Origin of the sequence: Amycolatopsis keratiniphila, assembly GCF_000400635.2 — a bacterium.
GTDB classification, from domain to species: Bacteria; Actinomycetota; Actinomycetes; order Mycobacteriales; family Pseudonocardiaceae; genus Amycolatopsis; species Amycolatopsis keratiniphila.
The window spans coordinates 7,663,296-7,688,088 of record NC_021252.1 but is presented as its reverse complement, the minus strand read 5'-3'; the positions used below and the strand labels follow the sequence as shown (position 1 = coordinate 7,688,088).

Sequence of the window (24,793 nt, the reverse complement as noted above, 5' to 3'; positions counted from 1 at the left end):
TACTACGAGTAAGCGGGCGACAAGGTTGTCGGGTCCGGCGAAATGGAGCCTCCGATTCCGGAAGTCGCAGGTAGGGAGGTCCGGTGCGCATCCGGCTCGTGAGTGGTTAGGACGGTTCTAACCGTCCTAACCACTCACGATGCCGGGCCGCCGCGCCTTGCTTCAGCTGGCTACTCGACGTGCTTGTGGGCGCGCGAGTGTCACCGTGGGTGAGGGGTGTGTGGAAATAGGGACGTCGAACGTCCCTATTTCCACACACACAAGAGAACCGTCTTGGCCACTCACGAGGCAGGGAGTTCGTCCGCCTTCCTGATCAGCGGCACCGGCGCCGGGCTGCCCGCGGCGTCCGTCAGCGGCGAGACCGTGCTCCGGAAGCTCTCGAGCGCCTCCAGCTCCCGCCGCCGCGCCGAGATGAAACGCTGCAGATGGGTGCTCGACAGGTTCAGCGCGTCGACCGCGTTGCCCGCGGCCCGGTGCGCGGCCGCGGCGCCCGCCCGCACCTGCTCGACGTCCTCGACCAGTGCCCGTTCGGTCGCGGCGAACAGCGCGGCGGAGGCCAGTACGGCGAATCCCGTCGGCCCGCAGAGGAAGACCCGCCGGTCCAGCATCCAGCGCAGCAGTTCCGGGTCGGTGTCCAGCGCGGCCACCACGGCCGCGTCGGACGGGACGAACATGATCGTCCCGTAGATCGCGTCGGCCCAGCGCTGGTAACCCTTGCCCGCGAGCTCGGCCGCCCGCGACCGGAGCTGCCGGACGTGGACGCGCAGCGCGTCCAGCCGTTCTTCGGGGTCGTCGGTCTCGACGGCCTCGGCCCAGCAGGCCATGCTCGCCTTCGCGTCGACGGGCACCGTCCGGCCGCCGCCGACCCGCAGCACCATGTCCGGTTTCGCGGCGCCGCCGCCCGCCAGATCCGTCTGCAGCGTGAAGTGCAGCTCCTCGCGGAGCCCGAGCGCGCGTGCGGTCTCCAGGAGTACCTGCTCGCCCAGCTCGCCCCGGCCGCTGATCGAGGCGAACGCGACTTCGTACCGGCGCAGCGCGAGCTGCTGCTGATCCGCCTTCGCCCGCTCGGCCGCGACCTGTTTCGCCGCCGCGTCCGCCCGCCGCATGCCGTCGTTGTACAGCCGCCACAGCAGCGCGACGGCCGCGAGCAGCAGCAACGCGAGCACGACGGCCGCGGTGGTGATCACCGTCGCCACCGGTACCTCCCCTCCGGATCCGAGTCGGAGGACATCATGGCGGAACCCACCGACAAAACCGGAGCGGCGCGATCGCGCTCCGTATCTGACCTGCGCCGTCCCCGGCGTGTCGGAAAGCGCAGTGCCGACAAGGGCGCGCCTCCGCTGTCCGGCCGGTGCGCGGCCCTACCTTGGGCTGCGTGAAGCTCCTGCACACCTCCGACTGGCATATCGGCCGCACCTTCCACGGCGCCGATCTGCTCGCCGAACAGGAAGCCGTGCTGAGTCATCTCGCCGAGCTCGTGGCCGCCGAGTCGGTCGACGTCGTGCTCGTGTCCGGGGACATCTACGACCGCGCGGTGCCCTCGGCGGAGGCCGTGCGCGTGGCCACCACGGCGCTGGGCCGGATCCGCCAGGCCGGGGCGAAACTGGTGATGACACCGGGCAATCACGATTCCGCGCCGCGACTGGGCGCGTTCGCCGAATTCGCCGCGGCGGGCGGGCTGCACCTGCGCGCCACGATCGACGGGCTCGCCGAACCGGTGCTGTTGCCCGACGAACACGGCGAGGTCGCCCTCTACGGGATCCCGTATCTGGAACCGGAGCCCGCGCGGCACGCCCTCGGCGTGCCCGAGGCCCGCGGCCACACCGGCGTCCTCACCGAAGCGATGCGGCGGATCCGGGAGGATCTGGCCGGGCGGCCGTCCGGGACACGGGCGGTGGTGCTCGCGCACGCCTTCGTCACCGGCGGCGAGCCGACCGAATCCGAGCGGACCATCGCGGTCGGCGGCGTCGAGCAGGTGCCGGGTTCGGTGTTCGACGGCGTCGATTACGTCGCGCTCGGCCACCTGCACGGCCCGCAGACCCTCGCCGAGCACCTGCGCTATTCGGGCAGCCCGCTGGCGTACTCGTTTTCCGAGACACGCCAACGGAAATCGGTCTGGCTGGTGGAACTCGGCGCCGACGGGCTGGCCGAGGTCCGCCGCCACGAACTGCCGGTGCCGCGGCATCTCGCGATGCTGCGCGGCGAGCTGGCGGAGCTGCTTTCGGACCCGGAGCACGACGGACTCACCGAACACTTCCTTTCTTTCACGGTCACCGATCGGGTCCGCCCGATCGACGCGATGCGCAAACTGCGTGAGCGGTTCCCGTACGCGGTGCACATGGACTGGCAGCCGGAAGGCGGGCACGACGGGGCCGCGCTGAAGTACGCCGAAGCCGTCCGCGGGCGGTCCGACGTCGAGATCACCCGCAGTTTCCTGGAGGACTGCCGTGGTTCCGCACCGTCGGAGAGCGAGGAACGGCTGGTGCTGGCGGCGCTGGGCGCGGCGGGCAGGGAGCGCGAAGTATGAGACTGCACCGGTTGGAAGTCGCCGCTTTCGGTCCGTACGCGGGCCGCGAGGTGGTGGACTTCGACGCCCTCGGGGCGGACGGGCTGTTCCTGCTGCACGGTGACACCGGCGCCGGGAAGACGACGCTGCTCGACGCGATCGCGTTCGCCTTGTTCGGCACCGTCCCCGGCGCTCGCGGCGAGGTCAAACGGCTGCGCTGCGACCTCGCCGAGCCGGATCAAGTCACCGAGGTCGTCCTCGAACTGACCGTGCAGGGCCAGCGGATGCGGATCGCGCGCAACCCCGAGTACCAGCGGCCCAAGCGCCGGGGCGAGGGGATGACCGTCCAGCAGGCGAAGGCGGTGCTGAGCTGGGTCGGCACGGTGCCCGCCGGCCATGTGGCCGAGGGCATCACGCGGATCGACGAGGTCGCGCGCACGGTCGAGCGGCTCATCGGCATGACGCACGAACAGTTCTTCCAGGTGGTCCTGTTGCCGCAAGGCGAATTCGCGCGCTTCCTGCGTGCGAACACCGCCGAGCGCGAAGAGCTTCTGGAGCGCTTGTTCGGCACCGAGCGCTTCTCCGACGTCGAGGACTGGTTCGCGAATCTGCGTGCCGAACGCGGTCGCGAGTTGCAGGCCCGGCAGCAGTCGCTGCGGGAATGGGTCGCGCGGTTCGCCCAGGTCGCGGGGCAGGAAGCACCCGAGGAGGGGCAGGCCGAGTGGGTCGACGAGGTGCTCGCCGAGTCGGCGCGCCGTGTCGGCGAGGCGCAGGAACGCGACACGAAGGCTCGTGCGGCGGCCAAGAAGGCCGAGGCGATTTGGCAGGAGAACCGGTCCACCGCCGAGCGGATCCGCCGCGTGCGCACCGCGTACACGCGGCTGTCGGTGATCGCCGAGCAGGCGGACCAGCGGGCGGAGTGGGCGGAAGAGGTCGAGGCGGCCCATCGCGCGGCGGGGGTGGTCGCGGAGGCCGATCTCCTCGACCGCAGGCTGGACCAGTTCGCGGAGGCCGAAGCCGCCGAGGCTCTCCGCTCTCAGGAGGTTCCGGATGCCGCGGACAGTTCCGCCGCGGAGCTGCGCGCTCGGGCGGGCGGTCTGCGTGAAGAGGCGGGGGCGCTCGCCGAACTCGTGGCGGAAAGCGAGCAACAGCACCAGGATCTGGCTCGGCGCGAGCAGTTGACCGCGGTCGCCGCCAAGGCGGAGAAGCAGGCCGGGGAGTTCGCCGCCGAACTGGGGGCCGCGCCGGAGAAGGTCGCGGCGTTGCGTGCGGAAGCGGCCGCTGCCGCCGAGGCCGAAGCAAAGCTCGACAGCGCTCGCGCCCGTGTCGACGAGTTGACCGCGCTGGCCCGCGACGCCGACGAGATGCCTCGGGTGAAACAGATCGTCGAGCGGGCGCGTGTGGCGGTCAGTGAGGCCGTGGACGGTCATCAGCAGGCGCGGCAGCATCGTCTGGATCTGCGGGAGCGGCGTCTCGAAGGGATGGCGGCCGAACTCGCGGCCGGTCTCCACGCGGGCGAGGACTGCCCGGTCTGCGGGTCGACGGACCATCCGTCGCCGGCGACGCATACCGGCGGCCTGGTCGATCCCGAAGACGAACGCCGCGCCGAAGTCGCGGAGCAGCAGGCGCATACGCGGCGCGAGAAGGCGAAAGCCGCGTTGCAGGAGGCCGAAAACCGCCTGACCGTGCTGATCGAGCGGTTGGGCGAGCACACCGCCGAGACCCTGCGGACCGGGCTCGGCGAGGCGCGCGCTCTGGTCGCCACGCTGTCGGAAGCCGCTCGCCGAAGGCCTGATCTCGACACTCGGATCGTTGCCCTGGAACGGAAGATCGAGAAGCTCACCGAACAGCGCGGCGCGGCGGAGCGTCGTGCCGTCGAGATCGCGACCGAGGTGCGCGGCCTGACGGAACGGCTGACCGAACGCGAGCGGCGGTTGGAGAGCGCACGCGGGGAGTTCGCCGACGTCGCCGCCCGGCGACGTCATCTGCTCGGCTTCGCGGCCCGCCTCGACGCGCTCGCCGAAGCGCGGTTGAGCGTCGCTGGCGCCCGAGAACGGCGTGACGAGCAGGCGAAACTGGTCAAGGAAGCGTTGCGGGCCAAGGGATTCGCCGATCTCGACGAGATGCGCGCCGCCGCGCGGCCGGAAGAGCAGATCACGAAACTGGAGGCCAGCCTCGCCGACGCGAAGGTGATGGAGCGGGCCGCCCGCGAGGAACTGGCGCAGCCCGACCTGTTCGGCATCTCGCCGGAGGACGAGATCGACGTCGGTGCTTCGGCGGACGCGGCGCAGGACACGCGAGGCGAGGCCGAACAGGCGCTCGTGGCGCTGCGAGCGGCCACGTCACGGCACGCCGACCTGACGAAACTGGCCGAGCGGATGACGTCGTCGATGGCGGATCTGGCGCCGGTCGAAGAGCGGTACCTCGAACTGAAGGCGCTCGCCGAGGTGGTCAACGGACGCGGCCAGAACGCGCGGAAGATGTCGCTGCGTTCTTATGTGCTGGCCGCGCGGCTGGAGGAGGTCGCGGTCGCGGCGACCGCGCGCCTGCGGACGATGAGCCAGGGGCGTTACTCGTTCGTGCACTCCGACGCGGCCGGGGCGCGGGGCACCCGCGGCGGCCTCGGGCTCGACGTGCTCGACGACTACTCCGGCACCATCCGGCCCGCGAAGACGCTGTCCGGCGGCGAGTCCTTCCTCGCGTCGCTCTCGCTGGCCCTGGGCCTCGCCGACGTCGTCGCCGCCGAAACCGGCGGAGCGCTGCTGGACACGCTGTTCATCGACGAGGGCTTCGGCACGCTGGACGCCGAGACGCTCGACATCGTCATGAACATCCTCGACGAGCTTCGCGCGGGTGGGCGAGTGGTCGGGCTGGTGTCGCATGTGGAGGAACTGCGGCAGCGGATCCCGACGCGGCTACGCGTGCGGAAGGCGCGTACGGGCTCTTCGGTGGAGATTCACGCCGCCTGACCCGCTCCTTGAAGTGTCATGAAAGGGTCGTTCAGGACATCTTTTGTCCTGAACGACCCTTTCATGACACTCGGGACGGGCTGGGTCAGGCCGCTTCGTGGGTCAGCAGCCACTGCTTCGCCGGAACGCCCCACCGGAAGTTCCCCACGCCGCCGCCGGTCCGCACCACCCGGTGACACGGCACGAACAGCGCCGCCGCGTTCTTCGCGCACGCCGATGCGGCCGCCCGCACCGCTGCAGGATTCCCCGCCAGCGCCGCGTACTCCGCGTAGCTCACCGGCTCACCCGCGGGCACCTTCCGCAGGATTTCCCAAGCGTGCTCCCGGAAAGCGCCGGACCGCTGCCGCACCTCGATGTCGGCGACGGCGTCCAGGTCACCGTCGTGGTACCGGCGGATCGCGGTGCTCACCGGCCCCAAGTCCCGTCGCTCCTTCACCTCGCCGGGGGCGAGCGACGGCGAGATCAGCGGCGTCAGTTCGGCGACGTCGCCGGTCCAGCCCGAGGCGAGCACGGCCCCGTCACCCGCCACCACGGCGGTGAACGGGCCGATCTTCGTGTCCATTGTGGACCAATACGCGATGCTCATCGGTTTCCTTTCAAGCGCGCAGAAGGTACATGCCGGCGTACGAGGACCAGGGCTGCCAGGCCCGTCCGCGTTCGGCCAGCGTCTTTTCGTCGTCGGTGATGCCCAGCGCGGCCGCTCCACGGCGCAGCACCGGGTCACCGGTCAGCAGGACGTCCGGTGCGCCGAGTACGCGCATCAGGACGTAGTCCGCGATCTCCGGCCCGATTCCCGGGAGCTCCAGCAGTTCCGCCCGCAGCTCCAGGGGATCGCGGCCGACGTGAACCGAAACCTCGTCCGCCAGCGCGCGGGCCACCGCGGCCACCCGTTCCGGGCCGTGTTCGGCGATCTGGGCGGCCGTCGGGAACAGCGTGGTCAGCCCTTCGAGTGACTCTTCGCAGCTGGGCACGCGTTCGCCGAGGCTCTCGGCGAGCGCGGCCGTCTCGGCGGGGGAGAGCATCGCACGCAGGACGAGCTCGTCGCCGTCGACAGCGCCGGGCACCCGGATGCCGGGGATCGCCTCGACCAGCGGAGCGAGGGCCGGGTCGGCGCCGAGCACCCGTGCGACCGCCTCGGGGTCGGCGTCGAGGTCGAGCAGGCGCCGCATCCTGGCCACCGCGCTGCTCAGGTCGCGCAGGTCGGTGAGCCGCAGGTCGCAGCGGACGTGGTCGTCCTTCGCCGTCAGCCACACCACGCCGGAGCCGTGCGCGAGCCGCAGCGTGCGGCCGTAGCCGGTCACGCCGGACTCGTCGCGTGTCACGTGCTCGACGCCGGGGACGGCCCGATCGGCCAGGAAGTCCAGCACCCCGGCCGCGTCGAACGGCTTCCGGAACGGCAGCCGCAGGCTCAGCCGGGTCCCGGTCGGCAGCTCCTCGGCCTTACGGCGACGCAGGGCCGCCGCCCGAAGCTGCGAAGGCGTCGTCGCGAAGACCTCTCGGATCGTCTCGTTGAACTGGCGGACGCTGGAGAACCCGGCCGCGAACGCGACGTCGGTCAGCGGGAGCCCGGACATCTCGATCAGCAGCCGCGCCGAATGCGCGCGGTGCGCCCTGGCCAGCGCCAGCGGACCGGCGCCGAGCTCCGCGGTGAGGACGCGCCCGAGCTGGCGTTCGGAATAGCCGAGCCGCCGCGCGAGCCCTGGGACGCCGTCGCGTTCGACGGTGCCGTCCGAGATGAGCCGCATCGCCCGTGCGGCGAGGTCGGCCCGGATGTCCCAGTCGGGCGAGCCGGGGACCGCGTCGGGCAGGCAGCGTCGGCAGGCGCGGAAGCCGTGGGACTGGGCGGCCGCCGACGTCGGGTAGAAGCGGACGTTCTGCGGCTTCGGCGTCGACGCGGGGCAGGACGGGCGGCAGTAGATCCCGGTGGTGGAGACGGCCATGATGAACTGGCCGTCGAACCGGGAATCACGGGCGGCGACGGCGCGGTAACACCGTTCGGCGTCCCGCCACACGGCCCGTTCGGCCAGGGTCTGCTCGGTCATGACATCGATCGTGCCACCAGGTCGGAGGCGCGGCTGGCGGAAATCCGACACGGCGATCAAGGCCTCGGCGGATGGGGCGGCGGGCGGCACGTAGACTTCTGGCCCGTGAGTCTCACCCTCGGCATCGTCGGCCTGCCCAACGTCGGCAAGTCCACCCTGTTCAACGCGCTGACCCGCAACGACGTGCTCGCGGCGAACTACCCGTTCGCGACGATCGAGCCCAACGTCGGCGTCGTCCCGCTGCCGGACCCGCGGCTGGACAAGCTCGCCGAGGTCTTCGGGTCCGAGCGGACCGTGCCCGCCGTCGTGTCCTTTGTGGATATCGCGGGCATCGTGAAGGGCGCCTCCGAGGGGGCGGGGCTCGGGAACAAGTTCCTCGCGAACATCCGCGAGGCCAACGCGATCTGCCAGGTCATCCGCGTGTTCGACGACCCGGACGTGATCCACGTCGACGGCCGGATCGACCCGGGCAGCGACATCGAGACGATCAACACCGAGCTGATCCTCGCCGACCTGCAGACCCTGGAGAAGGCGCTGCCGCGGCTGGAGAAGGAAGCGCGGACCAAGAAGGAGAACAAGCCCGCGCTCGACAACGCGGTCAAGGCCAAGGAAATCCTCGACGCCGGGCGCACGCTCTTCCAGGCGCAGAAGGAGGTCGACTTCGAGGCGCTGCGCGAGCTGAGCCTGCTCACCACGAAGCCGTTCCTCTACGTCTTCAACGCCGACGAAGGCATCCTCACCGACGAGTCGCGCCGCGAGGAGCTGGCCAAGCTGGTCGCCCCGGCCGACGCGGTGTTCCTCGACGCCAAGGTCGAAGCCGAGCTGCTCGAACTGGACGACGAAGAGTCCGTGCGCGAACTGCTGGAGTCCGTCGGCCAGCACGAGCCGGGCCTCTACTCCCTCGCGCGCGCCGGCTTCCACACCCTCGGCCTGCAGACGTACCTGACCGCCGGCCCCAAGGAATCGCGCGCCTGGACGATCCCGCAGGGCGCGACCGCCCCGCAGGCCGCGGGCGTCATCCACACCGACTTCGAGCGCGGCTTCATCAAGGCCGAGGTCGTCTCGTTCGACGATCTGATCGAGAACGGCTCGATGGCCGCCGCCCGGTCCGCGGGCAAGGTGCGCATGGAGGGCAAGGACTACGTGATGGCGGACGGCGACGTGGTCGAGTTCCGGTTCAACGTCTGATCATGCCCCGTGACGTCTCGTTCATCGATCGCTGGGGCGTGCAGATCGAGGACGACATCTCCGTCGAGGCCTTCGGCGCCCTGCTCGACGCGCTGAACGACGACGATGCCGAGCACGTCGTCGTCGACATCAACGACAGCGACGACTGGTTCGTCGAGTTCACCCGCCGCTCTGTCAGTTTCCAGCAGGCAGAACGCGGCGGGGAAGTCGTCGGGACCCTTGACTACGCCGACCGCGGCGAGGCGCTCGCGATCGCCAAGGAGTTCATCGACGGCGACTTCGAGGCTCTTCGCGCACGCGCCTGGAAGTCCGACGGGTGAATCACACGCCGTAGCGGTCCTGGAACATCTTCGCGGGTGCCTCGCCGTGCCGCGCCGTGTAGGCCGCCACGATCTCGTCCGTCACGTCCTCACCGGTCTGGAGACGGACCAGATACGGCACCACCCAGTGCAGATCCGCCTCGTCGAACTGCTCCGCCCAGTACGGACCGAGCCCGGTCCGCGACTCGTCGAGCACCGCGGAGAGCGGGACCTGCCCGCCCGCGTTCACCGCATGCGGGCCCATCGAGATCGAGACGCGGGAAGCCGCCCCTGCGGGGTGCACGGCCACCTCCATGGGGTGCGGGTGGCGGCCGGGCGCCGTGCGTGCGATCACGAGGAACCGCAAGGGCCCCCGTTTCGTCTTCTTCATGCGGCCATTCGAGCACGCCGCCACGGACCGAGGATGAACCGCATGACGAGCCCCGCCCTCTCCCCGCTCGCCGGTGCCCTGGCGCGCAGCGGTTTCGCCGCCCTCCCCGCGAGTGAATTCATGCGGGCATATCGCGCGGCCGACGCCGAAATCTCGCGGGGCTCGAAAGGCCGTCGGTCGTTCACCGTGGAGGTCGCCGCGGGAGACGTCGTGTGCGTCCTGACGGTCCAGCTCGGACGAGGGCTCAACTCCCAGGAGTGCCGCGCGGCTGTCCGCCGTTCCCGGGGCGAGCCGGATCCGGAGCCGCCTTACCCTCGGCCGATCATCGGTGGTCGCAGTCACCTGGAGGTCGTGTCGCGAGAGATCGTCGACGTTCTCGGCCAGGTCGCCCGGGCCAGGGCAGCATGACCGAGGTCCTTTTCTCCCGTGAGAACGGCTGGATCCCCCGCGTGATTCGCGAGGGTGGTGAGCTCAGGCTCGAACTCGGCGCCGGAGCCGACGCCAACCACGATCCCCGCAGGTTCACCCTCCCGATCTGGGAAGCCCATTTCGCGGTGATCCGCGGCGATCTGGTCCGGCATCTGCTGCTGTGGAGCGCGATCCTGCCGCTCTGCGCGGCCGCCGGGATCCGGGGGCCGCTCGACGAACGCGCGGCGGTCGCCTTGCTGGACCCGATCCTCCTCGGGGCGCCCGCCGAAGTGGAGTCGTTCTTCCGGGATATCCGCTGGGACGTACGACGGCTCGTCGCCCAGGGCGCGGACGTCGAACTGCTCGGGCGCGGACGGCTCTTCGCCGCGTTGGGTTCCGCGACCGAGCGGTCCGACTGGTCGCTCGTCCAGCGATACGACGCCGACCGCGGGCGCGCCCGGTGAGTTTTCTGATGTGTTCGGAAGGACGACGATGAGGCCACTGACCTTCAGCGACGACAAGGACAACGAGGAGAAGTGGGTTCCGGGCGATGCCCGGTCCGCTCCCGACGCGTTCCGCGAATTCGTCGATCGGCACCGTGCCGAGGACAACGCGTCCTTCTGCATCGAGGACGAGCAGAACGAAGAGGCGCTGCTCCTCATGTTCGACGCCGGCACCATCTGCCGGATCAAGGGCGCACAGGATTCGCGGGTCGAGTATCGGCTCGTCACCAACGGCGGCGACTACCGGAGCCAGGTGGCGAACTTCGTCCGCGGCGGTTTGACCGCTCTCGACCGCGGCGGGCCGTGGTTGCCGGACGTCGCCGCCCTCAACCGGGCGAGGCTCCGCTTCGAGTTCGACGGGTCCGTGTTGCGACGGACTCATCCGCGCGAGCTGCGCCGCCGTCTGGAGATCCTGACCGTCATCGACGGGCACGAGCCGACGACGGTCGACGGGGTCACGCACTTCGGCTTCGGCAACGGCGGCGGTGACACGGTCAACGCCTGGTTCACCGCCGACGGGCGCGGCCTGGTGACGACGTTCGACCATACCGGCGCGCTCAACTTCTACGAAGACCCGCAGGCGCAGGCGGCCCTGTACGAGGGCGTGCCGGCGGACCTTCTCGCCATGGTGAAGAACGCGCCGGAGACTGAAACGACGCTCGAGGTCGGCGGCCTGGTGGCCGCCAGCGGCGTCTTCACCTTCTCGGGACCCTGTGCCATGGCGGAAGGACTGGTGTCCCGGCTGCAGGAGGCACAGGCGGGCATCGAGGACACCGGGGTCGGCTGGCTGCTGGAAGGCCTTCTCTCACTGGAGGACTTCACTCCCGCCGCGGTTGCGGAGGAAGTGGCGTGGTGGAGCGCCGAGGAAATCGAGAAGGGGTTCGCCGCGGGCACTCAGGAACAGCCCGCCCCGTTCGATCAGGAGACGGTGGATCGCTTCTGCGAGATCTGGGCCGACTCCGGGTACAACGACCGCTGGGACGTGCACTACGTCCTGTTCGACGGCGACACGGTCGAGGACGCGGGCGAGGCCAGGGACGAGCTCCTGGCCTTGGTCCGGACACTCGGACTCGAACGCGTCGATGCCCCGCCCGGAGCCCCCGACGGCGAAGTGTGGGTGCGCACCGATCCCCGGATCGACGCCGAACTCGAGCGCTGGTCGTAATCCGTCAGGGCAGGCCCCGGACCTGCCGCCCGGCGGTTCGGATGAACACGGACAGGGTTTCCTGGCTTTGTTCTTCGTGCTGTTTCACGGCGGCGAGATCCGGAGCTCGGTGCAGGGCCTCGATCGGTTCGAAGGTGGCGTCGACGAGTCGGAGGATCTCGGGATCGTCGGTGAGCATCTGGATCCTGAGCCGCGCGTGATCGGCCGTCGCCCCGCGTTCGTCCGATTCGGTGTGCGCGGCTCGCAGCTCGTCGTCCGGTGCCGAGCGCTGCTTGAGGAACCACTTCGCGATCACGCCTTGCCGCAGTTCGGTCATGGCTTCGGCGAAGGCCACGTAAGCGGCGATCCGTTCCTGTCGAAGCCGTTCGTCGCGAGCGGTCCGCTCCGTTCGTCGGGTGTTCAGCAAACCGAGGAGGTAGGTGAGGGTGGAACCGGCCAAGGTCCCGGAGATCGCGACCACACTGGTCAGCACACCGTTCATGGTCGGGGATCGTAGGATCCCCGCGGCCGCGCAGGAACCGGATCCGAGGAGAACGTCCGAGGACACCGGCGAGGACCGCTGGGCCGTGAAGCCGAAGAACTTCCGGACGATGCGCGAACAGCTGCGCCCGAACTTCGGCTGAAGGAGCGAGCACGATGGCACGGAAGCGAAAGACCCTTCCCAAGGACTTCCAGGAAATGCTGACCTGGGCGTCGGTGGACGAACTCAAAGCCGTCTTCGGCAAATGCGAGATAGACGCGCGGGGCGGCTACGCCAAAGGGACCGCCATCGGCTTCCCGGAGTGCCCGGACGAGCTCGTCGTCTGGCTGACCGGGCAGGGGCTCGCCGTCGACACCCCGGACAGCTACGGCAGGACGGCGCTCCATGCGCGGGCTTCCCGCGGTGTCCCGGAGCAGATCCCTTTGCTGCTCTCGCTCGGTGCGGACATCGACGCGGCCGACACCTCCGGGCAAACGCCGCTCCAGTCCGCTGTGGACGGTTTGCGGACCGGGGCGGCACGAGTGCTGATCGAGCACGGGGCCTCGACAGAGGTGCTCGACAGGCGCGGCAAACCGTTGCTGACACGAGCCCTGATCAGGACGGAGAACGCCTACATCCCCGAGTGTGCCGAGATCGCGAAGCTGCTCATCGAACACGGAGCGAGCATCACGGCCGAGATGCGCGAAAAGGTCGAGCGGATCGGCACTGGTTTCGAGTTCCACCGGGAGAGCTTCAACCGGGATCTCCTCGAAGAGACCGACGCCGCCCTCAGCGAGCTGTACCGGATCTTCGAGGTCGAGCCGGTCGCCCGGCGGTCGAAGCACGACGGGGTTTCGCCGATCGTCGTGCCCGATGGCTCCTGGCAGGAGCGGCACAAAGCGCTTTGGGAGCTTCTCGTGCCGTCGAGCGGCGCGGGCGCGACGGTGCAGTGCGAGGCCATCCGCGTCACCGGCCGGATCTCCGACGAGATGTTCCGCAACGGCGGGGCGAACTGGGACCGTGGCTATCGTGCGATGGCCGACGCGTTGCCGGGTTTCCTGGCGCAGGGCGAGCCTCTCGCCGAAGAAGAACTCCGAGAAGCCAAGGAGATCGCCAAGCAGGTCAGGTCGGGCCGGGGCTGGGAAGACCACCTTGATCGCTTGAGCGAGCTAGCCGTCGCCTGGGTCGCGAAGAATCCGGCCCCGATCGCCTTGGGGCCGGTGGACTACACACGCTGAGGAGTGCCGGGTGCCCCCGATGAGGACACCCGGCGAGCCTCACTTCCGCAGCAGGCTGTACGCGGCGGAACCGATCAGCTCCAGTGAAACCTGAAGCCGCTCAAGGGAAACGTTGTCCTTGATGGTGTCTTCCGGCGTGTGGTAGGTCGGCTCCAGCAGCGCCGGGCCGGTTTCGCCGCGCCAGCTGAAGTTGCCCGAAGCGATCCCGCGCTCGAAGAACGGCACATGGTCGCTCGAACCGCGCGCCACCGGACCCTTGACCCGCGGGTCGTAGCCGAGCCGCTTGGCGGCGGCGTTGACGGCCGCGGTCGTGGCGTTGTCGGCACCGTCGACCGAAAGCAGCCAGTAGGTGACCGCCGGGTCCCAGCTGGTGGCGACCATGTCGTTCTGGAAGCAGCCCGCGATCCGCTTCGCCTCCGGGTCGGACAGGTTCTTGACGTAGTGCCGCGAGCCGATCAGCCCGTACTCCTCCGAGCCCCACAGCGCGAACCGCAGCGTCTTGTTCGTCGGCAGGTACCGCAGGACACGCGCCAGCTCCAGGCACAGCACGGTGCCGCTGCCGTCGTCGTTGGCGCCGGGGGAGCCGGGGACGCTGTCGTAGTGCGCGGTCACCATGACCACGCCTTCGTCCTTGCCGGGGAACGTGGCGGGCCGCTCGGCGATGACGTTGTACGACGTCAGGTTCTTGTGGTGGGTGGCCGTCGCCTTGACCGTGACCGAGCCCTTGGCGAGCCGTTCGCGCAGGCGCTCCACCTGCACCTGGGCCAGGCCCAGCACCGGGATGGTGACCGGGGTGGCGAGCGTCGGGGAGAACGCCGACAGCTTGCGGGCCGGGTCGGCGCCGATCCGGCCGAGCAGCACGGCGTCCGCTCCGCGCTGCGCGGCCGTCAGGTACGCGTCGGCCTTGTTCGCGACGGCGCCGATCAGCACGATCTTGCCGGTCAGGTCGTCGGGCAGGGTGCTCCCGTCACCGGCGTCGACGACGACGGCCTCGCGGGTGACGTCCTGCGCGCCCTGCGGCGACGAGCCGGTCTGCCAGCTGTCGCGTCCGATCGTCAGGGTGCCGAGGAACTTGTCGGCGATCGGGAACGGCTGCAGCGTGACCTGGTAGCGCAGCTCGCGAAGCACCTTCGCGATGTAGTCCCGGGCCCGCAGTTCGCCTTCGGTGCCGGCGATCCGGGGGCCGATCTTGTCGCTGAGCACCCGCAGGTGCTCGAGCGCCCGCCGCGACCGCACTCGCGCGACCACCGGGTAGTCGCCGAACTCCAGCGACGGCGGGAACTGCGCGCCCGGACGTTGCTGCGTGGCCGCGGCGGCGGTGCCGGGGTTCAGCCCGATCGTCGCCGCGCCCGCCAGTGCCACCGCGCCCGCGAGCACCTCACGTCTGCGCAGACCTGCCATGGAACACCCCTCACTTCTCGAAGAAAACTCGTTCGAGTAGCTAAGAGTCACGAAGCCGCCAAGGCAACCTCCGATCGTCCCCTTTTTCCGGTTCAGCGCACGGCCACCTGGCGGTAGGCGCGGGAGACGGCGACGACACCGGTGACCGCCGCGGCGATCACCCCGCCGATGAGCAGCACGGTCCCGACGAAGGGCCCGAAGTCGCCGACGTCGGCGAGCCGTCCCCAGAACGACCCTTCGAGCAGCGCGCCGACGAGGATGAACATCGGCGCGGCGACGCCGAGGAAGAGGATCCACCGGTACTTGGCGGCCAACGTCAGCACGAGGATCCCGGTCACGCCGAGGATGAACGGGCCGGGCGGGATGTCCGGGAAGCCCGGGACGCCCGAGGCGATCTGGATGATCAGGCCGGCGACACCGACGAAGAGGAAGAAGGCGTTGGCGACGGCGGCGGTGGAACGGTTCATGGTGAACTCCTCACTGGGTTTCAAGACCACTGAAGAGTCGCGCTCGCGACGGCCGAGGGCGTCGGCCCGGAAGCGGCAATCAGGCCTACGCGGTTTTGCGTACGCCGCACTGATACCAAAGTGGTAGCATCGATCCATGGCCATGACCCTGAGGTTGAACGACGAGCAGGAGCGCGCGCTCGCCCTGCTGGCGGAGGCCGACGGCGTGAGCAAGCACGAAGCCACGGTCCGCGCCATCACCGAGGCCGCCGCGCGCCGCGTCCGCGACGATCGGGTCCGTGCGCTGTCGAAGGACGGCCGGGAGCGCTACGCCGCCTTGCTCGACCGTCTCGCCCAGTGATCGAGTACCTCACCGTCGAAGACCTCTTGGCGCTCGCGGAGGATCTCCGCGTGCCCAAGGTCCGCGATCTCGGGCTGCTCGACTCCGCCGCGCACCGGCCGCAATCCTCGTTGATGGGGCAGGACGCCTATCCGACGCTGCACGAGAAGGCGGCGGTGCTGCTGGAGTCGGTCGTGCGCAACCATCCGCTCATCGACGGCAACAAACGCCTCTCCTGGATGGCGACGTTCGTCTTCTACGGCCTCAACGGGTACGACCTCGACGCTCCGGAGGACGACGCGTACGACCTGGTGATCGCGATGTCCATCGGTTCGCGCACCCACCGGGAAGCGGCGGTCGAACTGGCTGCGTGGGCGAGGGTAACTTCGGACGGGTGAAGCCCTTGAGTCCAGACATGTTCGCGCCCGGCTGCCCGTCGAATCTGACCCCGTTCCGGATCGGCGACAAATGGGCGGGCATGGTCGTGCTGTGCCTGGAAGAAGGGCCGCGCCGGTTCTCCGAGCTGCGGGTGCCCTTGAGGGGAGTGACGTCGAAGGTGCTCACGGAGACCCTCAGGGCTCTGGAGCGCGACGGCATGATCACGCGGACGGCGTACGACGAGACGCCGCCGCGGGTGGAGTACGAGCTCACCTCGCTCGGCCGGACGCTGTTCGAACCGATGGAGGCATGCCGTGAATGGGCGGCGAAGCACCTTCCGGAGCTCGTCGCCGCCCGCGAGGCTTACCCGGGCTAGAACGAACTAGCCGAGCAGGCCGAGCACGACGATCGTCAGCAGCGTGATGGCCGCGGCGAAGGTGGTCACCCAGGCGCGCTGGGCGGCGGTGATGGAGGCGTTGTTCACGGCGGTTCCCCGGGGGAGAGAAGCGACAGGTCCGCCGGGAACAGCGCGTTGATCAGGCTCCGCGTTACCTTCGCGACGCCGGTGTGATCAAGATCACTGATCGTGCTGGTGATGCCGCTCGCGCGCGGTGTACCAGAGCACTCCGGCGGCGGCCGCCACCATCGCGCCGAACGCCGAGAACCCCACCACGATCGCCTGCGTCATCACTCGTCCTTTCTCGTTGTGTCCCTACTGGGGTGACGTCCGAGAAGCGGAGTTGTGGCGCGGTCGTAGCGGACGTCACATGGCCGCGAGTACCCCGTCGATCTGCGACGCGAGCGAGAAGTCCTTCTCCGTCAGCCCTCCCGCGGAGTGCGTGCTGAGCCGGAACGTCACCGTCCGCCAGCGGATGTCGATGTCGGGATGGTGGTCGGCCGCCTCCGCCAGTCCGGCCACCTTGTCCACCGCTTCGATGGCCTTGGGGAAGCTCGGCAGCTTCGCCGTCCGCTCGATCGTCACGCCGTCACGGGACCAGCCGGAGAGCTTGGTCACGGCTTCGTCGGCCTGCTGGTCGTTCAAGATTTCCGCCATGGCTCCATGGTGGTACGCCGTCGGCTACGCTGCACGTTTGCCACGGGTCCCCCCTTGAAGAACGCAGGAGGCTAGATGAAACGCGCCCTCCGCACGGTCGTTGCGGCTGGCACGGTGGCCGCCCTCGTCGCGGGCTGCTCGCTCTCCGGGAACACGGGGAACGACCCGCAGGCGCCGGCGACGGTCACGCTCGTGACACACGACTCGTGGCTCGCGCCCCAGGAGGTCCTCGACGCGTTCGAGCGGCAGTCCGGGATCAAGATCTCCGTGCTCAAGCAGGGTGACGCCGGCGCGCTGACCAACAAACTGGTGCTCACCAAGGCGAATCCGATCGGTGACGTCGCGTACGGCATCGACTCGACGTTCGCCTCGCGCGCGCTCGCCGAGAGTGTTTTCGAGCAGTACACCAGCCCGGAGGCCGATCGCGGCCCGCAGCGCTACTCCGTCGACCCCGGGCACCGGCTCTCCGCGGTCGACCTCGGCGACGTCTGCGTCAACATCGACGCCCGGTACTTCGCGGACAAGGGGATCCCGGAGCCGAAGTCGTTCGCGGATCTGACCGACGCCAAGTACAAGGACCTGATGGTCGCCGAGAGCCCCGCGACGTCGTCGCCGGGGCTGGCGTTCCTGCTCGGCACCGTCGCCCAGTTCGGCGAGCAGGGCTGGCAGGGGTACTGGACGCAGCTGAAGGCCAACGGGCTCAAGACGGTCAGCGGCTGGGAAGAGGCGTACACCAAGGAGTTCTCCGGCTCGTCGGGCAAGGGCCCGCGTCCGATCGTCGTCTCCTACGCCTCCTCGCCCGCCGCCGAGATCGGCGACGACGGCAAGCCGCGTACGAAGGCGCTGCTGGACACCTGCTACCGCCAGGTCGAGTACGCGGGTGTGCTGGCGGGCGGCAAGCAGGTCGAGAAGGCCCGCAAGGTCGTGGACTTCCTGCTGTCCCAGCAGTTCCAGGTCACCGTGGCGAGCAACATGTACGTGTACCCGGCCCGTCAGGGCGTCGAGCTCCCGCAGGGCTGGGCGCAGGCCGCGCCGCTGCCGCAGCAGCCGAAGACGCTCGAACCGGCCAAGATCCAGGCCGGGCGCGAGCAGTGGATCGCGCAGTGGCGCACGCTACTCGAAGGCTGAACACCACCGGGCTGACCTTCCGAGGAGCCGGGCTGGCCGCGCTCGCCGTGCCGCCGCTCGGTTTCCTCGTGGTGTTCTTCGCCTGGCCGGTCGCGGCGATCATTGGCCGGGGCTTCGGCTCCGGCGGCGTCGGCACGGCCATCGGCGACTCGCTGACCTGGAAACTCGCCGGATTCACCGTCGCCAGCGCCGGGGTTTCGACGATCGTCGCGGTGCTCGGGGGGCTGCCGGTCGCGTTCCTGCTCGCGCGGGTGCGGCTGCCGGGGGTGTCGCTGGTCCGGACACTCGTGCTGGTGCCGTTCGTGCTGCCGACCGTCGTGGTCGGCCTGGCGTTCCGCGCGCTCTGGCCCGACGGCGGACTGCTGCCGCTGGTGCTGGCCAACGCCTTTTTCAACGTCGCCGTCGTCGCGCGCACGGTTTCCGGGCTGTGGAGCCATCTCGACCCGCGCACCGTGGACGCGGCCCGCGCGCTCGGCGCGTCGCCGTGGCGTGCCTTCCGTTCGGTGACGCTGCCCGCGCTCGCGCCGGCCATCGCGTCCTCGGCCGCGGTGGTCTTCCTGTTCTGCGCCACCAGCTTCGGGGTCGTGCTCATCCTCGGCGGGGCGAAGTACCGCACCCTGGAGACCGAGATCTACCTGCGCACGGTCGAACTGCTCGACCTCTCCGGCGCGGCCGCGTTGTCGCTGGTGCAGTTCGCCGCCGTCGTCGCCGCGCTCGTCGTCGGCGCGCTGGCCAGGCGGCGCCGGGAGAACGCGGTGCGGCTGCGTTCGGGGAGCGAGACCGCGCGAAGGCCGAGGGGCGGCGAGTGGTGGGCCGTGGCCGCCGGGCTCGCGGTGATCGCGCTCCTGATGACGCCGATCGTGGCGCTGCTGGTCGAGTCCGTGTCCACTTCGGACGGATGGAGCCTCGCGGGTTACGAGGCGCTCGCCGGGCATGGCTCGCGCAACGCGCTCCAGGTTTCGGGCTGGGACGCGGCGTCGATGTCGCTGCGGACGGCGTTCGACGCGACGATACTCGCGATGATCGTCGGCGTGCTGGCCTCGGTCGTGCTGGTGGCGCTGCGCCGTACGCCGGGCAGGCTGGCGCGGGGCATGGGCGAGACGATGGACGCCGCGCTGATGCTGCCGCTGGGGGTGTCCGCGGTGACCGTCGGGTTCGGTTATCTCGTCACGCTCGACGCATTGCCGGGCGACCTGCGGACGTCGCCGCTGCTGGTTCCGCTCGCGCAGGCGCTGGTGATCATCCCGCTGATCGTGCGGATGGTGCTGCCGGTGCTGCGGTCGGTCGACGTCCGGCTGCGGCAGGCCGCCTCGACCCTCGGCGCGAGCCCCGGCCGGGTGTGGCGCGAGATCGATCTCCCGCTGACGGCGCGTTCGCTGGTCGCGGCGGCCGGGTTCGGGTACGTGGTCGCGCTCGGCGAGTTCGGCGCGACGAGCTTCCTGGCCAGGCCGGACGCGCCGACGCTGCCGGTCGCCGTCGCGACGCTGATCTCGCGGCCGGGGGAGCTGAACAACCAGATGGCCTACGCGGCCTGCGCGCTGCTCATGATCGTGACCGTGGTGGCGGTGGTGCTGATCGACCGGTTCGGCGCGGTCCGCGGGCAGAATTCGGTAGGGGAGTTCTAGTGTCGCTGTCGGTACGGGACTTGACCGTCCACTATGGATCTTTTGCGGCGGTGAAGAACGCCGGGCTGGACATCGCCGACGGCGAGGTGCTGGCGCTGCTCGGCCCGTCGGGTTCGGGGAAGTCGACGCTGCTGCGGGCGATCACCGGGCTGGAGCCGCTGACGTCGGGCACCGTGCGGTGGGACGGCGAAGACCTCGCCGGGGTCCCGGTGCACCGGCGGGAGTTCGGCCTGGTCTTCCAGGACGGACAGCTGTTCCCGCACAAGGACGTCGCCTCGAACATCGCGTTCGGCCTGCGGATGCACGACGTGCCGCGCGCCGAGCACGCGGACCGCGTCCGTGCGCTGCTGGAACTGGTCGGGCTGGTCGGCTACGAGCGGCGGAGGGTGACCGAGCTGTCCGGCGGGCAGGCGCAGCGCGTGGCACTGGCCCGCGCGCTGGCGCCGGAGCCGCGGTTGCTGTTGCTGGACGAACCACTGTCCGGGTTGGACGCCGGACTGCGGGAACAGCTGGCGATCGACCTCGCGGCCCTGCTGCGGCGCAGCAAGATCACCGCGCTGCTGGTCACGCACGACCAGGAAGAGGCGTTCACCCTCGCCGATCGCGTCGCCGTGCTCGAAGACGGCGAGATCCGGCAGGAGGGCGCGGTGCGCCGCGTCTGGCGGCAGCCGGTGGACGAGGGCGTGGCGCGGTTCCTCGGCGTGACCACGTTCGTCGACGGTGAGGCGGCCGGCGGTGTAGTGCGGACGCCGCTCGGAGAGGTCGCGCTGCCCGACGTCGAGGACGGCGCGGTGCGGCTGGGACTGCGGCCGCACGGCCTGCGGGTTTCCTCCGATGGTGTCGAAGGCGAGGTCGTCGCGGTCGTGCATCGACGGGAGCACGTCCGGCTCGTGGTCGCCCCCGGCGGCGATCTGTCCACTGTGGACGCCGTCGCGCCGGTCACCGCCGATCTGCGTCCCGGTGACATCGTGCGGCTCGCTCTGGACCCGGACGGCGTCGCCCAATTACGCGTTTAGTCCTCTGAATGCGGTAGTCCGGCCCCAAACCTGCGGTTTTCCGCAGGGGCGGCCGGGCTCGGCCGCCATACCGTTGGTTCCATGCTCCTGAAGACGATCTTGTCCTTCGTTCTCGCGGTCGGACCGGCGGCCGCACCGGCCACGCCGGACATCCCGGTCGCCGAGTTGCACGGCAGGCTCACCGCCCTCGCCGACGGCCGGGACATCACCGCCGGGCTGATCCACGTCCGGAACGGCACCCGCCAGTGGTCGGACGCGGTGGGCGTACGCGACCTGGCCTCCGGCGCGCCCGCCGTCGCCGGCGGTCACTTCCGGATCGGCAGTGTCACCAAGACCTTCGCGGCCACCGTCGTCCTGCAACTGGCCGACGAGGGACGGCTGGCCCTCGACGATCCGATCGAGCGCCATTTGCCCGGTGTCGTGCCCGACGGCGGTCGCGTCACCGTCCGGCACGTCCTGCAGCACACCAGCGGCCTGCACGACTACATGAGTGAACCCGGATACTCGACCAATCGCTGGCGCGCCGACGCCCGCTTCGACGACTACACACCTTCGCAACTGCTGAAGGTGGCGTTCGCGGAAGGCCCGGACTTCGAGAACCCGGGCGAGTCCTGGCATTACTCGAACACCAACTACGTCGTCGCCGGGCTGCTGATCGAGAAGCTGACCGGACGCCCGTATGGCGACGAGGTGACGCGGCGGATCCTGCGCCCGCTCCACCTCACGCACACCAGCGTGCCAGGGCACCGCTCCTCGCTGCCCGTTCCGCACGCCCGCGGCTACGAACCGCTGCCCACGACCCCTCCGTCGATCGTGGACGCCACCGAAATGGATCCCTCACTGGACTGGGCGGCCGGTGAGATGGTCTCCACCACCCGCGACCTCACCACCTTCGTCACCGCGCTCCTCGACGGCAGGCTGACGAGCCAGGCGAGCTTCACGGAGATGCGGCGGATGCGGGAAGCGGTTCCGCTGTTCCGCTACGGCCTGGGCTTGCAGGAGTTCGCGATCCCGTGTGCCACCGGCCCGAAGCCGGTGTGGGGGCACACGGGACAGCTGATCGGCTACCTCACCGTCGCCTTTACTGACGGGAAGGGCAAGTCGCTGACCCTGTCCCTCAACCCGCACGAGCGGGACCCGTCCACCGAAGCGGTGGTCTCGATGGCGACGGCGGTCTTCTGCTAGCAATTCGTCCTCTGAATGCGGTAGTTGCGCGTGCAAGGACCGCATTCAGAGGACTAAACGCGAGGGGTCAGCCGTCCCGGGTGGTCAGGCGCGAGTAGGCGATCGAGAGCCCGATGACGATGTAGCAGGCGGCCCGCAGCGCGCCCTCGCCGAGCATCGACATGTCCAGCGGGTCCATCAGCACCGCGGCCGGCGCCTGCGACCAATCCTTGTTGAGGAGGAACGGATGCAGCCACGAGACCGCGTCCAGGAAACCGAGGATGGTGAACACGATGGTCCCCGCCAGCACCGAGGCGACCACCAGCATCGGGTGCTCGGTGAACGACGAGATCGCGAGCGCGACCGCGCCGACCGCCCACAACTGCAGGGTGATCCACAGCGCCACCACCAGCAGCCTGCCCAGCGCGTCCCACACGCTCAGCGTCGAACCGGTGAGGGTGAACATCGAGTCGGTGCCGCTGATGATCAGCCCGGTCACGAAACCGGTGAACGTCATCGCCAGCACCGCGACCACCGACACCGTCGCGACGCCGAAGGCCTTGATCGCGAGCAGCTTGCCCCGCCCGACCGGCGCGATCAGCCAGCCTCGCAGCGTGCCGTGCGCCGCCTCGCCGGCGATCGCGTCCGCCCCGGCCATCGCCGAAGCCAGCGGCAGGAGCAGCGCCAGCGTCATGGTCAGCGCCGCGACCGGCAGGATGAACCCGTTGTTCATCGCGGAGGCGAGCAGCGCGCCGTCCCCGCCGCCATTGCCGCCGTTGGCTTCCGCCGGGTCCACCAGCGTCAGCGCGACCCCGATGACGATCGGGATCAGCGCGAGCAGGCCCAGCACGGCCAGCGTGCGGGGCCGCCGGAAGATCCAGCGCAGTTCGGCGCGATACAGCCGGAGCAGGCCGATACTGTCCCGGCCGGTCCTCGCCGCGGGTGCCGCGGCCAGAGCGTGGGTCACGACTCCCCCTCACCGTCTACAGTGGACTCCGGCTGGGTCAGCCGGGCGAACAGGTCCTCCAGGCCGGTCCGCGCCCGCGCCGCCTCGTGCACGGCCACCCCGGCCGTCACCAGATGACGCAGCACGTCGGGGGCCTCGGCGGCGGTCAGGTCCACGCGGACGCCGTCCGGGGTGAGCCTGCTGCCGATCCTGTTCTCCCGCAACGTCTCCACCGCGAGTTCGGCGTCCGGCGTCCGCACCAGCAGCGCCGCGTTCCCCGACTCCAGCAGTTCCGCGAGCTCGCCCTGGGCGATCACGTTCCCGGACTGGAGCACCGCGACGTGCGTGCAGGTCGCCTCGACCTCGGCCAGCAGATGCGACGACACCAGCACGGTGACGCCGTCGGCGTGCAGTTCGGCGATGATCCGGCGGATCTCCCTGGTGCCCGCCGGGTCGAGCCCGTTGGTCGGCTCGTCGAGCACGACCATCCGCCGCGGCACGAGCAGCGCGCTCGCCAGCCCCATCCGCTGCTTCATCCCCAGCGAATACCCCTTGTAGCGCCGGGTGGCGGCGTCGGTGAGGCCGACGCGCTCAAGTGCCGCGTCGACCGCCGCGGGGATCCCGGCCGAGGCCAGCCTCGGCTCGGCCGCGGCCACGCGCAGCAGGTTCTCGCGCCCGGAGAGAAAAGGGTGGAAACCCGGTCCTTCGACGAGCGCGCCGACGTCGGGCAGCGCGTGCGCCGCCTCGTCGGGCATCTTCTTGCCGAAGAGTTCGACCTCGCCCTCGGTGGGCCGCACGAGACCCAGGAGCATCCGGATGGTCGTCGTCTTGCCCGAACCGTTGGGGCCGAGCATCCCCAGCACGGCGCCTTCGGGAACGTCGAGATCGACGTGGTCCACGGCCACCGTGCGGCCGTAGACCTTGCGCAGGCCCCTGGTGCGGGCCGCCATGGGTACCGCCGGAGCGGACGCCTCCTGGGAGGCGTCCGTCCCGGCTTCGAAAGTGGTGGTCACTTCGCGGCCAAAGCCTCGAAGAGGACCTGCTCCGGCACCGCGCCGACGGCGTAGCGGCCGTCGTCGGTCAGCACGCCGCTGCCGACCTTGGTGGTCACCAGCCAGCCGCTGCCCCAGGCACCGCTGACCGGCTTGGCGAACCGCGAAAGCAGCGCCTTCGGGTCGACCTGGCGGCCTTCCTCGTCCTTGGCCTGGCCTGCCTTGGCCAGCGCGTCGGCCGGGATCTTGCCCGTGATCGCGGTGTCCCAGCCGTCGCCGACGACCTTGAGGTCGGACTTCGCCTGCTCGGCCAGCTCACGGTTCTTCGGGTCGACCTCGGCGGTCTTCTCGGTCACCTTCGCGCCCTTCGGCGGGGTGAACTCGAAGTTCGACGCGGGCTGGGCCGCGAAGTTGATCTCGCTGAACGAGACCTCGAGCGCCGGAGACGAGGTGCCGTTGGCCAGCACCGTGACCCGCAGCGGAAGCCGGGTCTGATCGTCGATCGCGACGCGGATCTCGCGCAGGAGCGTCCGCTCGGTCGGCTTCGGGGTCAGCACCAGTTCGTACGCGGACCGGTTCGCCACCGAGGCCGTCCCGCTGACGGCGATCGTGCTGCTCTCGCGCACCTTGCCGAGCAGTTCCGACGCCACCGTGGCCGGGTCGACGTCCTTGCTCTTCTCCTGGTGCTCCTTGGCCAGCCCGTCCGGGATGGTGACCTTGGTGGCCGAGTTGTCCTTGGAGCTGTACTCCCAGACGGTCTGGCCGTTCCGGACGATGGTCTGCTGGCTGGAGCCCTCGGTGAGCGAAACCTTGCTCTTGCCCGCGCCGTCGGTGGAGATCTGCGCCGAGTCGACGTCGAGCGCCGAGACGCCGGGCAGGGTGCTGCCGACCTGCGGCAGGCCGAGGTCGTTGCTGACCTTGACCTTCCCGTCGAACGCCGACGGCTTCGCGTTGAGCGTCGACTGCACCAGCTCTTCGGCGCTGATCTGCGGCAGGACGGGCGCGTCGCCCGCGGTGGCCGGCATCGCGACGACGGCGAGGCCGCCGACGCCGAGCGCCGTACCCACCACCGCCGCGGTGATGGCCTTCCTCTTCGGATCCATGCTGTCTCTCCCTGTTTCCCCGAACCCCAGT

27 protein-coding genes are annotated in these 24,793 nt (G+C 70.1%); 16 read left to right on the top strand and 11 right to left on the bottom strand.

Annotated elements, in window-relative coordinates:
- Window positions 1-281: 281 nt before the first annotated feature.
- Complete coding sequence (gene rmuC / locus AORI_RS75390; RefSeq protein WP_016337155.1) at window positions 282-1,196, bottom strand: DNA recombination protein RmuC; 915 nt, start codon at window positions 1,194-1,196, stop codon at window positions 282-284.
- 179 nt (window positions 1,197-1,375) lie between these two features.
- On the opposite strand from rmuC, the gene AORI_RS75385 reads away from it, so the two are divergent.
- Window positions 1,376-2,527, top strand: a complete 1,152-nt coding sequence (locus AORI_RS75385; RefSeq protein ID WP_016337154.1) for an exonuclease SbcCD subunit D — start codon at window positions 1,376-1,378, stop codon at window positions 2,525-2,527.
- Complete coding sequence (locus tag AORI_RS75380; protein WP_016337153.1) at window positions 2,524-5,475, top strand: AAA family ATPase; 2,952 nt, start codon at window positions 2,524-2,526, stop codon at window positions 5,473-5,475. The genes AORI_RS75385 and AORI_RS75380 overlap by 4 nt, the downstream gene beginning before the upstream one ends.
- An 85-nt stretch (window positions 5,476-5,560) precedes the next feature.
- Here AORI_RS75380 and AORI_RS75375 read toward each other — a convergent pair whose 3' ends face one another.
- Window positions 5,561-6,061, bottom strand: coding sequence for a methylated-DNA--[protein]-cysteine S-methyltransferase (locus AORI_RS75375; RefSeq protein ID WP_016337152.1), 501 nt, complete (start codon window positions 6,059-6,061; stop codon window positions 5,561-5,563).
- A 10-nt stretch (window positions 6,062-6,071) separates the two neighbouring features.
- Window positions 6,072-7,517, bottom strand: coding sequence for a DNA-3-methyladenine glycosylase 2 family protein (locus AORI_RS75370; RefSeq protein ID WP_016337151.1), 1,446 nt, complete (start codon window positions 7,515-7,517; stop codon window positions 6,072-6,074).
- Between the two features lie 105 nt (window positions 7,518-7,622).
- Here AORI_RS75370 and ychF point away from each other — a divergent pair, with 105 nt between their 5' ends.
- Both ychF and AORI_RS75360 read left to right on the top strand, forming a co-directional pair.
- Complete coding sequence (gene ychF / locus AORI_RS75365; protein WP_016337150.1) at window positions 7,623-8,705, top strand: redox-regulated ATPase YchF; 1,083 nt, start codon at window positions 7,623-7,625, stop codon at window positions 8,703-8,705.
- 2 nt (window positions 8,706-8,707) lie between these two features.
- Window positions 8,708-9,025: a hypothetical protein gene (locus tag AORI_RS75360; RefSeq protein WP_016337149.1), complete on the top strand. Its 318-nt coding sequence runs from the start codon at window positions 8,708-8,710 to the stop codon at window positions 9,023-9,025.
- 1 nt (window position 9,026) lies between these two features.
- Here AORI_RS75360 and AORI_RS75355 read toward each other — a convergent pair whose 3' ends face one another.
- A complete protein-coding gene (locus tag AORI_RS75355; protein WP_016337148.1) occupies window positions 9,027-9,395 on the bottom strand; it encodes a hypothetical protein in 369 nt (122 codons plus the stop codon).
- 42 nt (window positions 9,396-9,437) lie between these two features.
- Here AORI_RS75355 and AORI_RS75350 point away from each other — a divergent pair, with 42 nt between their 5' ends.
- Genes AORI_RS75350 through AORI_RS75340 form a run of 3 tightly spaced genes read left to right on the top strand, consistent with a single transcriptional unit; the run spans window position 9,438 to window position 11,471 of the window.
- On the top strand, window positions 9,438-9,803 hold the full coding sequence (locus AORI_RS75350) for a hypothetical protein (protein ID WP_016337147.1): 366 nt from the start codon (window positions 9,438-9,440) through the stop codon (window positions 9,801-9,803).
- Window positions 9,800-10,267 carry a DUF6357 family protein gene (locus tag AORI_RS75345; RefSeq protein WP_016337146.1) on the top strand — a complete coding sequence of 156 codons (468 nt, stop codon included), beginning with the start codon at window positions 9,800-9,802 and terminating at the stop codon, window positions 10,265-10,267. Before AORI_RS75350 ends, AORI_RS75345 begins: the two co-directional genes overlap by 4 nt.
- A gap of 28 nt (window positions 10,268-10,295) precedes the next feature.
- Window positions 10,296-11,471 carry a DUF6357 family protein gene (locus tag AORI_RS75340; protein WP_016337145.1) on the top strand — a complete coding sequence of 392 codons (1,176 nt, stop codon included), beginning with the start codon at window positions 10,296-10,298 and terminating at the stop codon, window positions 11,469-11,471.
- Window positions 11,472-11,475: 4 nt separating this feature from the next.
- On the opposite strand, the gene AORI_RS75335 is transcribed toward AORI_RS75340, so the two are convergent.
- A complete protein-coding gene (locus AORI_RS75335) occupies window positions 11,476-11,952 on the bottom strand; it encodes a hypothetical protein (RefSeq protein ID WP_043848375.1) in 477 nt (158 codons plus the stop codon).
- On the opposite strand from AORI_RS75335, the gene AORI_RS83740 reads away from it, so the two are divergent.
- Complete coding sequence (locus tag AORI_RS83740; RefSeq protein ID WP_158509148.1) at window positions 11,951-12,094, top strand: hypothetical protein; 144 nt, start codon at window positions 11,951-11,953, stop codon at window positions 12,092-12,094. The two genes, AORI_RS75335 and AORI_RS83740, sit on opposite strands and share 2 nt — an antisense overlap.
- 13 nt (window positions 12,095-12,107) lie before the next feature.
- Window positions 12,108-13,169 carry an ankyrin repeat domain-containing protein gene (locus AORI_RS75330; protein ID WP_016337142.1) on the top strand — a complete coding sequence of 354 codons (1,062 nt, stop codon included), beginning with the start codon at window positions 12,108-12,110 and terminating at the stop codon, window positions 13,167-13,169.
- 39 nt (window positions 13,170-13,208) lie between these two features.
- On the opposite strand, the gene AORI_RS75325 is transcribed toward AORI_RS75330, so the two are convergent.
- Both AORI_RS75325 and AORI_RS75320 read right to left on the bottom strand, forming a co-directional pair.
- The gene (locus tag AORI_RS75325) at window positions 13,209-14,570 is read right to left on the bottom strand and encodes a M20/M25/M40 family metallo-hydrolase (protein ID WP_016337141.1); all 1,362 of its coding nucleotides are present in this window, start codon (window positions 14,568-14,570) and stop codon (window positions 13,209-13,211) included.
- A 92-nt stretch (window positions 14,571-14,662) separates the two neighbouring features.
- Window positions 14,663-15,037, bottom strand: a complete 375-nt coding sequence (locus AORI_RS75320; RefSeq protein ID WP_016337140.1) for a hypothetical protein — start codon at window positions 15,035-15,037, stop codon at window positions 14,663-14,665.
- A 136-nt stretch (window positions 15,038-15,173) separates the two neighbouring features.
- On the opposite strand from AORI_RS75320, the gene AORI_RS75315 reads away from it, so the two are divergent.
- The 3 genes from AORI_RS75315 to AORI_RS75305 are packed head-to-tail and all read left to right on the top strand — an operon-like array spanning window position 15,174 to window position 16,110.
- On the top strand, window positions 15,174-15,377 hold the full coding sequence (locus tag AORI_RS75315; RefSeq protein WP_016337139.1) for a hypothetical protein: 204 nt from the start codon (window positions 15,174-15,176) through the stop codon (window positions 15,375-15,377).
- Window positions 15,374-15,754, top strand: a complete 381-nt coding sequence (locus AORI_RS75310; RefSeq protein WP_016337138.1) for a type II toxin-antitoxin system death-on-curing family toxin — start codon at window positions 15,374-15,376, stop codon at window positions 15,752-15,754. Before AORI_RS75315 ends, AORI_RS75310 begins: the two co-directional genes overlap by 4 nt.
- Before the next feature lie 17 nt (window positions 15,755-15,771).
- Window positions 15,772-16,110, top strand: coding sequence for a winged helix-turn-helix transcriptional regulator (locus AORI_RS75305; protein WP_016337137.1), 339 nt, complete (start codon window positions 15,772-15,774; stop codon window positions 16,108-16,110).
- Between the two features lie 387 nt (window positions 16,111-16,497).
- Here AORI_RS75305 and AORI_RS75300 read toward each other — a convergent pair whose 3' ends face one another.
- A complete protein-coding gene (locus tag AORI_RS75300; RefSeq protein WP_016337136.1) occupies window positions 16,498-16,788 on the bottom strand; it encodes a 4a-hydroxytetrahydrobiopterin dehydratase in 291 nt (96 codons plus the stop codon).
- A 75-nt stretch (window positions 16,789-16,863) separates the two neighbouring features.
- Here AORI_RS75300 and AORI_RS75295 point away from each other — a divergent pair, with 75 nt between their 5' ends.
- The 4 genes from AORI_RS75295 to AORI_RS75280 all read left to right on the top strand — a co-directional run bounded on the left by AORI_RS75295 (window position 16,864) and on the right by AORI_RS75280 (window position 21,742).
- On the top strand, window positions 16,864-17,916 hold the full coding sequence (locus AORI_RS75295) for a thiamine ABC transporter substrate-binding protein (RefSeq protein WP_016337135.1): 1,053 nt from the start codon (window positions 16,864-16,866) through the stop codon (window positions 17,914-17,916).
- A 47-nt stretch (window positions 17,917-17,963) separates the two neighbouring features.
- Window positions 17,964-19,541: an ABC transporter permease gene (locus AORI_RS75290; protein ID WP_043849167.1), complete on the top strand. Its 1,578-nt coding sequence runs from the start codon at window positions 17,964-17,966 to the stop codon at window positions 19,539-19,541.
- Window positions 19,541-20,557, top strand: coding sequence for an ABC transporter ATP-binding protein (locus AORI_RS75285; RefSeq protein WP_043848374.1), 1,017 nt, complete (start codon window positions 19,541-19,543; stop codon window positions 20,555-20,557). Before AORI_RS75290 ends, AORI_RS75285 begins: the two co-directional genes overlap by 1 nt.
- Before the next feature lie 81 nt (window positions 20,558-20,638).
- Window positions 20,639-21,742 (top strand): serine hydrolase domain-containing protein, encoded by a 1,104-nt coding sequence (locus tag AORI_RS75280; RefSeq protein WP_016337132.1) that lies wholly within the window; start codon window positions 20,639-20,641, stop codon window positions 21,740-21,742.
- Between the two features lie 67 nt (window positions 21,743-21,809).
- Here the strand turns inward: AORI_RS75280 and AORI_RS75275 are convergent, their stop codons facing one another.
- From AORI_RS75275 to AORI_RS75265, 3 genes are read right to left on the bottom strand one after another with little or no spacing between them, the layout of a single operon-like run.
- The gene (locus tag AORI_RS75275; protein WP_016337131.1) at window positions 21,810-22,688 is read right to left on the bottom strand and encodes an ABC transporter permease; all 879 of its coding nucleotides are present in this window, start codon (window positions 22,686-22,688) and stop codon (window positions 21,810-21,812) included.
- Complete coding sequence (locus tag AORI_RS75270) at window positions 22,685-23,680, bottom strand: ABC transporter ATP-binding protein (protein ID WP_016337130.1); 996 nt, start codon at window positions 23,678-23,680, stop codon at window positions 22,685-22,687. Before AORI_RS75270 ends, AORI_RS75275 begins: the two co-directional genes overlap by 4 nt.
- Complete coding sequence (locus AORI_RS75265; protein WP_016337129.1) at window positions 23,677-24,762, bottom strand: LolA family protein; 1,086 nt, start codon at window positions 24,760-24,762, stop codon at window positions 23,677-23,679. Before AORI_RS75265 ends, AORI_RS75270 begins: the two co-directional genes overlap by 4 nt.
- Window positions 24,763-24,793: the final 31 nt, after the last annotated feature.

Bases quoted from the DNA above. Each gene is read 5' to 3' on its own strand.
- AORI_RS75380 (WP_016337153.1), top strand. From the start codon at position 2,524: ATGAGACTGCACCGGTTGGAAGTCGCCGCTTTCGGTCCGTACGCGGGC.
- AORI_RS75375 (WP_016337152.1), bottom strand. From the start codon at position 6,061: ATGAGCATCGCGTATTGGTCCACAATGGACACGAAGATCGGCCCGTTC.
- AORI_RS75370 (WP_016337151.1), bottom strand. From the start codon at position 7,517: ATGACCGAGCAGACCCTGGCCGAACGGGCCGTGTGGCGGGACGCCGAA.
- AORI_RS75360 (WP_016337149.1), top strand. From the start codon at position 8,708: ATGCCCCGTGACGTCTCGTTCATCGATCGCTGGGGCGTGCAGATCGAG.
- AORI_RS75355 (WP_016337148.1), bottom strand. From the start codon at position 9,395: ATGAAGAAGACGAAACGGGGGCCCTTGCGGTTCCTCGTGATCGCACGC.
- AORI_RS75350 (WP_016337147.1), top strand. From the start codon at position 9,438: ATGACGAGCCCCGCCCTCTCCCCGCTCGCCGGTGCCCTGGCGCGCAGC.
- AORI_RS75345 (WP_016337146.1), top strand. From the start codon at position 9,800: ATGACCGAGGTCCTTTTCTCCCGTGAGAACGGCTGGATCCCCCGCGTG.
- AORI_RS75340 (WP_016337145.1), top strand. From the start codon at position 10,296: ATGAGGCCACTGACCTTCAGCGACGACAAGGACAACGAGGAGAAGTGG.
- AORI_RS83740 (WP_158509148.1), top strand. From the start codon at position 11,951: ATGGTCGGGGATCGTAGGATCCCCGCGGCCGCGCAGGAACCGGATCCG.
- AORI_RS75335 (WP_043848375.1), bottom strand. From the start codon at position 11,952: ATGAACGGTGTGCTGACCAGTGTGGTCGCGATCTCCGGGACCTTGGCC.
- AORI_RS75330 (WP_016337142.1), top strand. From the start codon at position 12,108: ATGGCACGGAAGCGAAAGACCCTTCCCAAGGACTTCCAGGAAATGCTG.
- AORI_RS75325 (WP_016337141.1), bottom strand. From the start codon at position 14,570: ATGGCAGGTCTGCGCAGACGTGAGGTGCTCGCGGGCGCGGTGGCACTG.
- AORI_RS75320 (WP_016337140.1), bottom strand. From the start codon at position 15,037: ATGAACCGTTCCACCGCCGCCGTCGCCAACGCCTTCTTCCTCTTCGTC.
- AORI_RS75315 (WP_016337139.1), top strand. From the start codon at position 15,174: ATGGCCATGACCCTGAGGTTGAACGACGAGCAGGAGCGCGCGCTCGCC.
- AORI_RS75305 (WP_016337137.1), top strand. From the start codon at position 15,772: ATGTTCGCGCCCGGCTGCCCGTCGAATCTGACCCCGTTCCGGATCGGC.
- AORI_RS75300 (WP_016337136.1), bottom strand. From the start codon at position 16,788: ATGGCGGAAATCTTGAACGACCAGCAGGCCGACGAAGCCGTGACCAAG.
- AORI_RS75295 (WP_016337135.1), top strand. From the start codon at position 16,864: ATGAAACGCGCCCTCCGCACGGTCGTTGCGGCTGGCACGGTGGCCGCC.
- AORI_RS75280 (WP_016337132.1), top strand. From the start codon at position 20,639: ATGCTCCTGAAGACGATCTTGTCCTTCGTTCTCGCGGTCGGACCGGCG.
- AORI_RS75265 (WP_016337129.1), bottom strand. From the start codon at position 24,762: ATGGATCCGAAGAGGAAGGCCATCACCGCGGCGGTGGTGGGTACGGCG.